The sequence below is a fragment of the Thermoplasmata archaeon genome, from assembly GCA_036395115.1.
In the GTDB taxonomy this organism is placed as follows: domain Archaea; phylum Thermoplasmatota; class Thermoplasmata; order RBG-16-68-12; family RBG-16-68-12; genus RBG-16-68-12.
In genome coordinates this window covers 1-12,779 of record DASWDU010000020.1, presented here as the reverse complement: position 1 = coordinate 12,779, position 12,779 = coordinate 1, and the positions used below count along the sequence as shown (strand labels likewise).

Below are 12,779 nucleotides of genomic sequence, written 5' to 3'. Positions count from 1 at the left end.
CGTCCCGGCTTCGGGGAGCCCGCGACCTCCGGCGATGTGGATGGCCGACGGGCCGATTCGTTCGGTCGATCCGTGAAGAACGGCTCTCCACGCGGTCCGATCACACCGTGCGGTCCTCTGAGCCGAAGCGCACGAATGGGAGGTTCCCGCGCGTCACTAGATGCTCGAGTTCGACGGGGATCCCCTCGAGCTTCGACGTGTCGAGGATGTCCCCGAAGGCCTCCGGATATCGACTCTCGAACTTCTGAACCAGGACGCGCATCCTCGACGTCAATGATCCCGGGGTCCGGCCGCGGTAGACTACGGCCAGGTAGACGCGGCTCCCCCGGACAATCGTCACGCGCTTCTCTCCAAGCTCGAGCCCCTCGAGGTGCCGCTCCGTTTCATCGGAGAAACTCCGACGCGCGAAGTCCATGATCGTCGTCAGCATCCCGGTGAGCAGGTCCGTGTCGAGCGAGCCGTCCCCGCGGCGCGAAACGCTGCTCACGAGCAAGCCCGTCTTCGTCACGAGGAATGCCCACTCGAGCTGCCGGCGGCGGTAGACGAGGAACCCGCCGAGTGCCCCGCCGACGAGCGGCAGCGGAAGCCAGTAGAGCCAACCGGGGATGATCTCTTGCACCAGGCCCGCGGGCAGGACCACGCGGACATGGATCGTCGTCGCATCGGTCAGGTTGCCGTCGCTCACGACGACATCGATCGACTCGTCCGCATCGGCCGTGTAGGTCAGCAGGAGCCCCTGGCCGACGATGACCGCGTGCGCGCTGTTCGTGGACACGAGGACGAGGTCGGACACTTTCGTGTCTGGATCGGCCATGTACGATGTGAGCGAAAGGTACGTCGTGGTGACGTTCAGGAAGACCTCGGGCACCGGGAGGAAGGCGGGCGGTCGGTCCACATGGTCGACCGTAATCCGGACCGTGTCCTCCTGGAGGGCGCCCTGAGGATCCGTCGCGCGGAACGTCACCGTCTCGGTCCCCCACCACCCAATTGCGCTCGTCAGGTCCACGCTCCCGTTCGCCTGGATCGTCACGCCAATCCTCGAATTCCCGACGGTCCAGAAGAGCAAGTTGCCGTCCGGGTCCGCGAAATAGTCCGAGAGGCGGTACGCGGCCCGGCGCGTCGTCCCTTCGCTGAAGGAGATGTCCGGCATCTTCGTCACGATGATCGGTGGCCAGTCCGAGCCGATCGCAACGAAGACCGTGCGGTCGACCGTGAACACGCCGTCGGTCATCGTGAGGACGAGGGGCTGGACCGTATCATTGAGGACCCACGGATAGGTCAGCGTGAGGAGATGGCCCGAGACGAACGCATGCGCCGTGTCCGAGGCGCTGACGACCAAGTCCGCCGAGGGGGTGTCCGGATCACTTACGTATGGGTCCAGGTTGAAAGAGAACGGGGTGCTGAACCGGACGCGCAAGTCCGGGACGGCGCCCCAGGCCGGCGGTGCGTTCATGTGGACGACCGTCACGAGGACGGTATCCTCCGCGATCGCCCCGCTCGGGTCCGTCGCACGGAACGTCACCTCTTCCTGGCCCCACCAGCCGTTCGGAGCTTGGACGTCCACGCTCAGATTCGCGCGAATCGCGACGACTAGGTGCGCGTAGCCGGTCGAGTAGAACAGAGAGTCTTGATCCGGATCCGAGAAGTACTCGGACAGGTTGAACAAGCCGCGGACCAGTTGGCCCTCCAGCAACGTGACGTCCGGCAGAGGCCTCCAGAGCGCGGGCGGGTGGTCCGTCGTCACCTTAACCACGACGACCCGAGTGACCCCGGACGTGCCGTCGCTCACCGTGAGGTTCACGAACGCCCAGCGCCCCAGGTACGATTCCGGATATCGGAAGGAGACGTTCGTCCCAGACGTTGATACGTGGACCGGGTCGTCGTTCGTCAGCGTGAGCGACGCACGGGGCGTGTCCGGATCGGTGATGTACGGGCCCTCGTCGAATACGTACGTCTCGTTCGCGGTCACGTACAGCGGGGACGGCGGACCGAACGCCGGCGGACTGTCCACCTGGGTGACGTTGATCCATCCGGTTTGGCGGTCGAAGCCTCCCTCGGGGTCCGTGAGCCAGTACGTCACCTGCGCATCCCCCCAACGGCCACTCTGGGGCGAAATCGTCACGGTAGACTCGCCCGGGATGTTCGCCCCGCCAATCGCGACGACGGCCGGGTCGAACCCGGTGACGTTCCACCGGAGCCGCGACGCGGGCGTGTCGGGGTCCGAGGCGTACGCGCCGAGGTCCAACGCCGCGGGCCCGGCATTCTCCGGGAGCACGACGTTCGGAATCCGACCGACAATCCGCGGCGGCTCCCTCCCCGCGCCGGCGGACGAAAGGGTGTAGGAGACCGTGAGGATCGGCCGGTGCACCGCATCCGGGGAATCCGAAGTGACGAAGCCATGGAGGGCGCCCGTGATCTCGCTCCCCTCGAGGAGAAACACGCCGTCGTTCGGGGCGAGGCCGGCAGCCCAGTCTTGGACGAGGTTCGTGAGGTTCCACGACACCCAACCGGGGGCCGCGGCGGCGCTCGTCGACGCGAGCCCGAAGTCGCCTCCCGATGTGGCCCACGGGGTCGTACCGTCCCGGTAGTTCCAAGACGCGCCCGCGGCCGGATGGACTTGGGAGACGCCGAGCGTCGACTCGAGCATGGGCGCGCCGCTCCCCGACGCCCCGTCGAGGAACCGCTGCGTGTGGTTGACGTTGTAGCCCCACGTGCGCCAGTCATGGTCCAGCCCGCCCGTTCCGTACGCGGCCATGCCGCCCGACATGGGCACCAGGATCTCGAGGGTCCCGTTGCCCGTGAGGTCCGCTACCGCGGGGCTCGTCATCGGGAACTGGTACGCACTCCGGAGATTCAGGTTCGGCGGGGAGATCGTCCAGCCGTGGGCGAGGAAGCCCGTGGCGGCGAGGACGGCCACAGCCGAGCCTTCGATGAACGCAATCTGCCGCGTGCCGCTCCGATCGAAGTCCGCGACGACGGGCGTCCCGGCCTGGGTCGCCCCGGCGTTGTAGCTCCAGAATATGGAGCCGTCGGTCCCGCGCAGGCTATACACGGTCCCGGACTCGACCCCCACGAGGATCTCCGGGAGCCCGTCGCCGTTCACGTCCGCCATGGTTTGGCCGCCTTGTCGGTACGTGGGCAGGGACCGGTACCAGACCGTCGTCCCGTTCAAGGCCCATAGGGCGAACTCAATCCCGTTGTTGCTGACGTCCCCCGTGACGACCTCGGGCAAGCCGTCTCCGTTCACGTCGCCGAAGGCGATGCTCCCCTCGAGGAACGAGCCGCCGGGAGCGTTCGCGGCCCAGCGTTCCGTCCCGTCGAGGGCGAACGCGTGCATGTTCTTGTCATCCCCATCCACGACGATCTCCGAGGCACCGCTCCCGTCGATGTCCGCGATCGTCGGCGTGTAGGCGGCCACGGGGACCGGGTACGACGGAAGCGAGGTCCCGGTGCGGCCGTCGATCGCGGCGAGGTTCCTTGCGTTGCTTCCGACGAGGGCGTCCAGGACGCCGTCGCCATTCACGTCGACGAGGGTCGGAGTGGTGAAGAGGACGCTGGCGCTGTTGTACGTCCAGACGATCGCACCCGTACGGTTGAGACGAACCACGCTCGGCGCGTTCGTCGATACGACGACGCTGAGTCGGCCGGTGCGGTCCACGTCCGCGACCTGGGGGGTGAAGGGCACGCTCTGGCCGGAGGAGACGAGGGTCCGCCATTTCAGGGTCCCGTCCTCATCGAGGCAGTACACGTATCCGTCCGTCCCGCCGAACACGATGTCCAGCCCGCCGTCGTTGTCCAGGTCGGCGATTGTGGCCCCGGACGCGCCGCCGCCCGTGGGGCCGTATGTCCAGAGGGGACCGGCGCTCCAAGTCCCGGTTCGGTACGCCGGCACGGACGTCCCGTTCGTACTGTAGACGATGTCGTACGTCTTCGAGCCGTACGCGCCGATCGTCGCATCGAAGAACACGTGCGCGGCCGCAATCTGGCCGCCGCTGTACGCATATCGGTATACCTGAGAGGGCACCTCTTGTCCCGCGTCGTACACGCGGAGGTCGCGCGCGGGGTCCGCGATCGAGTTCGACTGGAACGGGACGACGACCTCGACCGGCTCCCGCGTGCGGTTCACGCCAACGGTCTCGCGGACCGTGACGGGCTGGACGGTCCACGAGTGACCTCCATCGCCTTCCGCCCACGACGCGAACGCGGGGATGACCCGAACTTCGCCGCCGGCGCCTTGCACCTCGTACATGCCGAGGGTCGCATTCACAATCGTCGCATTCGACGGGAGGCCCGCCAGGTCGAACCTCAGGAGGCCTCGAGCGAGGTATCCGCTCGTCTCGTTCGGACCGACCGACAGCGTCGCGCCATCGCCGTAATTCCAGAGCGGTGTCCCGCTCTGGACGAACGAGTCCGTGCCGCTCGCGCCGGGCTGAAACACCAGGACCTGGAGGCCCCGCGCGCTCGGGACCGACCGACCGGACGCGCCGCCGGAGAGGAGGGAAGCGATGACCATCGCGACGAGGAGGACGACTAGGCTTCGAGTCGACGAGATGGCCATCGCTGGTCCCGTGTCGCGGCGGTTCCCGGACGCCAAGATAAACCGGACGCCGCCGTTATCGGGGTTGATTGCGGGCTCGCGGCCGCCGCAGCGCCGTTCGGCCCGTACCTAACAGTTTCCTCGGAGTTTTGTCGAATGCGTGCCATGACGTGGCATGCCCGACCAGGAAGGGCGCGACGTCCGGAGTCTTCGGCCCGCCTCGATGCTGAGCGGAACTGCATTGCGTTCGGCGAGAGCCGGACTCGTGGCCATGTTCCTCGTGTCGCTCGTGTTCGCGACGTTCGGCCCATGGTTCAACCTCACCTTGGCCTACGGGCTGATGGTCGCTTCGATTGCCGTGGGGGGCCTCGGCATCTGGTGGGCGGACGGCGCGGTCCACGAAGCCGCACGGAACGCCCAGCTCACGAACGGGATCTACGCGAAAGCAGGTGCCGTCCTTTCGACGGTGGCGCTGGCGGTCTCAACGTACTACACCGGCCTCCTCGTGTACGTCGTGTACTTCTCGCCGCTCTGGTTGTTTGGTTTCCTAATCCTCTACGCGTTCCACCGTAGCGTGGTTGATTCGAGGGCAGCGAAGGAGGCGCATGCATGAACGCCACCCGATTCGCATTCGTCGTCGCCCTCGTCCTCGCCGCATTCCTGAACGCGCCCGGCCCCGCGGCCGCGTTCTGCGTCATCGTCGAACCGCCATCGCCCCTCCCGACGCAAGTGAATGGGACCCAAGTCGAAATCCAGCTCACGGAAGGGTTCGCGCGGGTCGTCATCATCAAGGAGTTCTCCAATCCGAGCGACGAGTTCAAGCAAGGGCAAATCGCGTTCCCGCTCGAGAAGGGCCACGAGCTCATCACGGACCTACGCCTGAAAATCGGAAACGTCGTGTACAACTCGTCCACGCAGAATCGAAGCGACGCCCTCGGCGACTTCCTCGACGCGATCGCGAAGGGCCAGGATGCGGCCCTCGTCCAGTACGATCCGCCGCGGGACCTCTACTGGATTGCGGTGACGATCCCGCCGAAAGAGGCGCGGACGACGATCACGACGCTCGAGATGCCGCTCACCAAGACGGACGGCTTCTACGAGTACGGGTACCGCCTCTCGATCGATGCGCGAGACAGCGTATCGTATCTGCGGGTGCACGTCCGCGTCGAGACGGCGGCACCGCTCGGCGAGGTTCTCCTGCCGGGCCACCCCGACATCCCGGTCGTCTGGAGTGGATCCCACCGCGCGGACGCGTACATCAACGCGACCCAAGGGGCCGGCACGGGCGATCTGCCGATCCGCTTCCGGGCCTCGGGCGCATCCCTGAGCCAGTTCGCGGAGCCCACGGGGGATCGCTACGTCCGATTCTCCCTGGACAGCACCGACGCCGCATTCGCTTCTTCGATCCGGCCCGCGCCCCGGGCCCTGGTGGTCCTCGTCGACACATCCGGCAGCATGGGCCTGTTGGACCGGTGGGCGCTCGCGAAAGACGCCGTCCGCCGGATCGCGGGCGACGCGCATGCGGGCGAGTCATTCGGGGTCGCCGTGTTCCAGGGCGCCGCCGTCACGCCGTTCTCTCCCTCCCTCCAAGCGTGGTCGCCCGCCGTGGACGGGGAGCTCGCGCGCTTCCTGGATTCCTTCCGGCCGCACGGGAGCACGGGCCTGACGGCCGCGCTGGCGCAGGCTTCGCTGTGGGCCCTCGAGGCCCGCCGCCTCGGGCAGCAGCCAGTCCTGATCCTCGTCTCCGACGGCCGGCCGACCCGCTCGCCGCTGGATCCGGAGCTCGAGACGGCGTACGCTCGGATCTCGTACGACCAGGGGATGCCGGTCTTCGCGATGGCGGTGGCACCCGCGGACCATGCGGACGAGACGGTCCTCCACAACCTCTCGCACTACCACGGCGGGGAGCTCGTGACGCTCGACGGCGACGTCCCGGCCGCGGTGGCAGACCTCGTCGCCTCGATGCGCGTGCCCATCCTCGAAGGCCTGAGGACCGAAATCCCTGCGGCCGCGAATCTCACGTTCGCGAGCGCAAACCCGCAGACCGTGTGGCAAGGCGGGGAGGCCCTCGCGATCGCCCGGATGCGCGGGACCGCCGAGGACTCGCTCGACCTCACTCTGACGTGGCCGGCCGCGTCCGGTGGGACGCCGGCGCTCGACGTCCGGACCGCCGGTGCGGACATCCCCGCGCAACCTCTCCTGAAGCGGGAGTGGGCTTTGACGCGGATCCACGCGCTCCTGGAAGCTGCCCGCGCCCGAGAGGACCCCGCTGTGGTCGCGGAACTGACCGCCCTCGCCACGGAGACCCGGGTCGCGACGCCATACACATCGTTGCTCGTCCTCTTGCCGCAAACCGAACAAGCGGCGGACCGCTCCGTCTCGGACGGCTCGCTCGCGGGCGCGCCGCTCTTCGGACCCGGTGCAGGCCTCGCGTCGCCGGCATCCTCCGGGCAAGGCTTCTCCCCTGTGTTCGTCCCGCCGCTGGTGGCGGAGGCCCGGACGGCGGACGCCCTGAACCGAGATCTCGCGAACCCGCTCATCGCGCAAGGCGAAATCGACCGCTACGTCGACGTCGGGTCCGCGGAATATCAGCGGCTCGACACACCCGCCGCGACCTCCCGGTACGAAGGCACGTACTTCCGTGTCCTCGAGGTCGGCGGCGAGCTGGTCGCCGTCCGACTCGGCTCTCCCGAGGCCGCGCAGCTCGCCGCGAACGGCGTGGGATTCGCGGGCATGATCTTGGCGGTCCTGGCGCTCGTGCGCCTACCACGGCGGGGACCCAGGTCCCGGAACGATGCGGCAGACGTCCGGACGAAGCCGGAACTCCGTCGGGAAGTCAACGCACCCGGCGACGGGAGGGGCCTCCGGGCTAGCGGGAGGACTTCGAGTCACATCGCGCGGGCGAATTCGCGGAGACGGCTCGGTCGTACGAAGCCGATCGAGGAGCGAGTGACCTCCTCCCTCGCACAGACCGCCGTCGGATACTCACGCGCGAGGCGATATTGCCGCCAATGGTATCCGCGCCGCGCGTTTTGGCCATGGACCGCGATTCCGCCATCCGGGCCGATCGAGATCGTGAACGAATCCGGTGGGATCTTCCATCCGAGACCTACCGCCTTGACGTAGCTCTCCTTCAGGGTCCACAGTTCGTAGAACCGGCGAAGGCGCTCGCTTCGCGGACGCTGAGACAGATCGCGGGCCTCCTCGGGGGAAAGGATCCGGGCCATCGCGTCGATTTCCAACGGGATCTCCCGTTCGACATCGATCCCGAGGGGCGCGCGGCCGACCGCACACGCGGCCCATTCGCCCGAATGCGTCAGGCTGAGATGCGTCCGGGCCGCGCCCGGCAGAAACGGCCGGCCGCGGGAATCTCGCGCAAGGTGGAGCTCGCGGGAATCGACATGGAGGAACTCCCCTAAGGCCCATCGGGCGAGGAGGTCGGCGACCGCCGCACGCTCTCGAGCCCGCTCGTTGCGAATCCGTCGCAGGCGCGCACCCCGAGCCGGAGCCGTCGCGGAGAGCAGCGCCGCGCGTCCGATCGCCTCAACCGCGTCGGGAACTCGGGTGGCGAAGATGCGGATCACGCCGGTCTCCTCCCGAGGCGACCCGGTTCGTCGAATCCGCGGACCACCCGATCCCATCGAGCAATGAGGGCTCGGGATTTTCCTGAGCTCATCGGCGGATGAACACCGATCGGTCGAGACTTCAAGGTTATGTTCCCAGCGAAATGGGGAGCGCATTCCGGCCCTTTGCGGCGGACCTGGATTCCAGACGGGCCGATGCGCTGCGATTCGGCACAACCCGCCTAAAATGCGATCCCAAGCTGACGCTCAACCTCGGCGATCGGATTGAGGATCGTCGTGTTCGAGCTGCCCGCGAAAAGGAGGCCGACCGCCCGATGGTCGGGGTCCACAATCAGGGAACCGCTGTCGCCGCCTTGGGACAGGGCTGACGCCACGAGCTGATCGCGGAATCGCGCGGTGCGGGTCAGGCCGTAGAACACGCGGACGGTCGCAGCGACCGCCGTGATCTGGCCTTCCGTGACGCCGGTCGTCCGGCCGCTCTTCCGGACCCGCATCCCGATCGTCCCGGTCGCCGTCCCGGAGACGCTCCCGATCTCCAGGATTTTGTCGGAGACGTCCGCGTCGTTCAGCGGTTTCCCCAGGGCGGCGTCCACGACGTTCCGCACGGGCCGCGCGATGCCGAAGAGGCTCAAGAGGAAGTCTAGGAAACCGTCGAAGACGATCGGGACGAACGTCTCGAGGGTCGCGATCCGATCCTGGTCGGTCCCGCCGTCGTACGGTCCCGGCTGCAAGATCGCGTCCCCGATCGCCGCGGCGTTCGCGTTCGCGAGGACATGGTTGTTGCTGAGGATCATCCGGACGCCGGCGCGCCGCGCCACTGCGGCGAGGGTCCCTGCCGTGATCCGGTAGTGGCCGATGCTGACCCCGCCGGGGGCGGGCCGCCACCGGTCCGTCCTCGCCTGGAGCGCTTGAATCCGTCCCGTCTCGACGACGTCCGTCTTCATCGCTTCGATCTTCGCCGGAATCAGATCCTTCGGCCGGAGCTGTGTGCTTGGGACCTTCCGCTCGACGAAGACGACGACGCAAGGCTCGTCAGTCTGACGGCCGCCGGCGATCTTCTTGGCGATCCCCACGCCGACGACGTTGCGCTTTCGGAACAGCCGCGTCTCGTGAATCCGTGGGACGCTCTGCCACGCCATAGCCCGATTGGATGGCGCTCATCGTTATAAGAGGGTTCGTCGAAACCGTGCCAGCGTTCTCTCTCTCCGCGTCCTGGCGCGGCCTCCTCCGAGCCACAGGAGAAGCGTTATACTCGATGTCGGTTTCCCTCCCAATTCCGTTTCGGTGGAGCGCGGAACGTGGCGCTGGACTCCGGGGACATCGCATGGGTCGTCGCGGCCACGGCCCTCGTCATGATCATGACGCCCGCGCTGGGCTTCTTCTACGGCGGACTCGTCCGGAGGAAGAACCTCGTCTCGACGATCGCCCAGTGCTTCGCGATCTTCGCCCTCGTGAGCCTCGTGTGGGCGCTGTGGGGCTACTCGCTCGCCCTGGGGCCATCCACCAACGGCTTCATCGGAAGCCTGTCCAATTTCGGGCTGAACAATGTAGGGGAGGCGCCGAACCCTGGATACTCCTCGACGATCCCGGAGCTGCTGTACTTCGCCTTTCAGCTGAAGTTCGCCGCGATCACGCCCGCGCTCATCATCGGCGCGTTCGCGGAGCGGATCCGGTTCAAGGCCCTCCTGATCTACATCGTCGCTTGGACGACGTTCATCTACGTGCCGATCGCCCATTGGAATTGGGGCATCGGGGGATTCCTGAAGTCCCTCGGCGTCATCGACTTCGCGGGCGGCCTAGTCGTCCACACGGCTGCGGGCGTGTCGGCGGTTGCGGCCGCGCTTGTGATCGGGCGGCGCGAAGGAGTCGACCGGCTCGACAGCCGACCGAACAACATCCCGTACGTCATCCTTGGCGCCTCCGTGTTGTGGTTCGGGTGGTTCGGCTTCAACGCCGGGAGCGCGCTCGCCGCGAATCCGTTGGCCGTCAACGCACTCGTCGTGACGAACCTGGCGGCCGCCGGCGCCGCGGTGAGCTGGATGCTCACGGACTGGGTGCGGAAAGGGAAGCCGTCCGCCGTCGGCATGGCCGTGGGCGCCGTGTGTGGCCTCGTCGCGGTCACCCCGGCCTCCGGATACGTCGGCCCAATGCCGTCGATCATCATCGGGTTGGTGGCGGGGGTCCTTTGCAACTACGTCGGCAGCTGGAGGGCGCGGACGACCCTGGACGATTCGCTGGACGTCTTCGCGTGCCACGGGGCGGGCGGGATCTGGGGGACGATGGCCACCGGTCTCTTTGCGTCGACTCTCATCAACCCGACCGGCCCCAACGGCCTGTTCTTCGGGAACCCCGGCCAGGTCGGCATCCAGGCCCTGGCGTGCGTCATCGTGGCGGCCTTCGCGTTCGCCGGGTCGTACGTCCTCTTGCGCATCATCAACATCTTCACGCCGGTGCGAGTTAGCCCGGCCGAGGAACACGCGGGCCTCGACACCTCCGAGTTCGGCGAGGAAGCCTACGCGACCGAGCGCGACGAACCGAGCCCGACCGAGTCATAATCCGCCTCGTGATGCGTCCTTAACGGCCGCCGGTGCACGTCACGAATACAATTTCGGCTTCGCCTGCGGCTCGTTCCAGTACGGCCGCGTCGTGACGTACTTTAGCTTCGCCTCGAAGAGGTCGTTCAGGAACTCCTTCTCCGTGTCCTGCATCTTCGCGAGGATCTTGCTCGCGGTCGTCGGCCCGACGCCATACACGGAATTCGCGTACACGGCCCGCTTGCCGTACACCGCCACGAGATCCGCGACCTGCTTCGCCCGGGTCAAGAGCTTCTTCTCCTCGTCCGTGAGGTCGAGCTTCCGCGCCCGCTTCGCGTACGCGTCCCGCACGGTCCACGCGGCCCATCCGAGGACGGTCAAGAGGCGCGACTTGCATTTCGCGCACTCCGGATGGTCGGGCATCTGGCCGATCCGCACCTCCTCGTGGAAATTCCCGCAATCGAAACAGAGGAGGTGAACCGGCTCGGACGATAGGTGGAGTCGCATCCGGTCCAGAATCTCCTCTCGCTCCGCTTCCGGAGAGAAGAGCTCCGGCGCCTCGACGTACCGCCGCAGAATCGGATATGCGAGGGATGTAGGGGTCTCCTCGGACCGATGGACGACGACCTCGATCTCACCGGCACGAATCTTCTGCACGATCTCCCGCACGCGCGCGAAATCCGCGTGGAGCAGGAGCGCCTCCCGCACGGCCTCGTCGTAGATCGGCGTGTTCGCGAAGCGGATCTCGAACGACCGCAGGTCGCCCTCGCCGACCGTGAGCCCGCGGCGGATCGCGCCGAACCGCTCCGCGATCCCCTTCATGTAGTAGCCGAGGGGCAGATGGTCCTCGAGGAGCGCCTTCAGGCCGCCTTCCAGGGTCTCGTCGTCGAGCTTCAGGAGGCCGTCGACGAGCGCCTCGATGTCGAGCTCCTTCGTGTCCGCGACGAGCTCGTACAGGATTCGGTACGGGTCCGTCCACCAGAACCGCACGAGGTGCTTGCGGGCGAGGAGCTCCTCGATGAGGTCGCCCAGGGTGACGTTCACGACCTCGCCGAACGACGCGTGGACGATGAGGAAGCGGTCGAACGCCTCGACGACGATCCGGTCGTCCGTCGGCACGGGCGCGCCGGCCTTGCGGTGGTTCGCGTGCTCCTCGACGAGACGCCGTGCGCCGGTCTTGTTGATCGGCCAAGCCCTCTCGAAGTGCTCCACCGTCTTCGGGACGCCGTCCCGCTCCAGTCGCGCGTCGATGTCCTTCCGAATCCGCCCGACGCGCTGCGCCAAGCCGAACGGCACCGGCAGCATCTCGCCGTCCCATCCGGGGATCATCGCGTTCGGATCCGATACCGGGGTCACGTAGACCATGCCGTCCTTCCCGATCCGCTCGATCTTCCACGGGCGCCCGCGGACGATGAAGTGCAGGCCTTCGCGCGCCTTGATCATCATGAACTCCTCGCCGAGAATCCCGACCTGCCGCTGCGTCGTCAGGTCGAGGACCGGGTAGCGGCGCTCGTCGCGGATCGTCGAGAGGTTCTCGAAGTAGTACCGGCGGCCCTTCGCCGTGACGCGGATCCGGTCGCCTTCCTGGCGGACGACGCCGAGGTGGGCGAGGAATTCCGCGACCCGCTCCGCCTGGGCGTCCTCGAGCTCGCGGTACGGGTCCGCCGTGCGAATCGTCGAGAGGATCTCCGACCACGGGGCGGTGCCGCCCTGGTCCAAGGCGCAGCCGACGATCTGGTGGGCGAGGACGTCGAGAGCGAGACGATGGATGTGCAGCGGCTCGAGGTCCTGCTCCTGCGCGGCCTGGACCGCCGCGAGAGATTCGATGGCGTCATCCGAGGACACCGCCAGGACGAGTCCTTTGGACGTGCGGTCGAGCGTGTGGCCCGACCGTCCAACGCGCTGGATGAGGGACGTGACCTGCCGAGGCGAGTTGTACTGGACGACCTTGTCGACGGTGCCGATGTCGATGCCAAGCTCCAGAGTGCTTGTGCAATTATGGGTGACGATCCCGGTCAGAGCATAGGTCTGTGTTCCTTCCACCTCGAAGTTCACCACGCTCGTTTCGTCATCAGTCAGTTGCAGCGCACGAACCTGTGAGACCATGAACCGTCCCTGCAGAAG

The 12,779-nt window shown here is 67.2% G+C and carries 6 protein-coding genes; 3 read left to right on the top strand and 3 right to left on the bottom strand.

The window, feature by feature from the left end; translation table 11 throughout:
- Nucleotides 1–100 precede the first annotated feature (100 nt).
- On the bottom strand, nucleotides 101–4,558 hold the full coding sequence (locus VF992_04695) for a DNRLRE domain-containing protein (protein ID HEX9340452.1): 4,458 nt from the start codon (nucleotides 4,556–4,558) through the stop codon (nucleotides 101–103).
- Nucleotides 4,559–4,712: 154 nt separating this feature from the next.
- Here VF992_04695 and VF992_04690 point away from each other — a divergent pair, with 154 nt between their 5' ends.
- Both VF992_04690 and VF992_04685 read left to right on the top strand, forming a co-directional pair.
- Nucleotides 4,713–5,150: a hypothetical protein gene (locus tag VF992_04690; GenBank protein HEX9340451.1), complete on the top strand. Its 438-nt coding sequence runs from the start codon at nucleotides 4,713–4,715 to the stop codon at nucleotides 5,148–5,150.
- The gene (locus VF992_04685; protein ID HEX9340450.1) at nucleotides 5,147–7,663 is read left to right on the top strand and encodes a VIT domain-containing protein; all 2,517 of its coding nucleotides are present in this window, start codon (nucleotides 5,147–5,149) and stop codon (nucleotides 7,661–7,663) included. Before VF992_04690 ends, VF992_04685 begins: the two co-directional genes overlap by 4 nt.
- A gap of 679 nt (nucleotides 7,664–8,342) precedes the next feature.
- On the opposite strand, the gene VF992_04680 is transcribed toward VF992_04685, so the two are convergent.
- Nucleotides 8,343–9,260, bottom strand: a complete 918-nt coding sequence (locus tag VF992_04680; GenBank protein HEX9340449.1) for a hypothetical protein — start codon at nucleotides 9,258–9,260, stop codon at nucleotides 8,343–8,345.
- A 159-nt stretch (nucleotides 9,261–9,419) separates the two neighbouring features.
- On the opposite strand from VF992_04680, the gene VF992_04675 reads away from it, so the two are divergent.
- Nucleotides 9,420–10,676: an ammonium transporter gene (locus tag VF992_04675; GenBank protein ID HEX9340448.1), complete on the top strand. Its 1,257-nt coding sequence runs from the start codon at nucleotides 9,420–9,422 to the stop codon at nucleotides 10,674–10,676.
- Nucleotides 10,677–10,715: 39 nt separating this feature from the next.
- Here VF992_04675 and VF992_04670 read toward each other — a convergent pair.
- A partial coding sequence (locus VF992_04670) for a helicase-related protein (GenBank protein ID HEX9340447.1) occupies nucleotides 10,716–12,779 on the bottom strand: 2,064 nt, incomplete at its 5' end.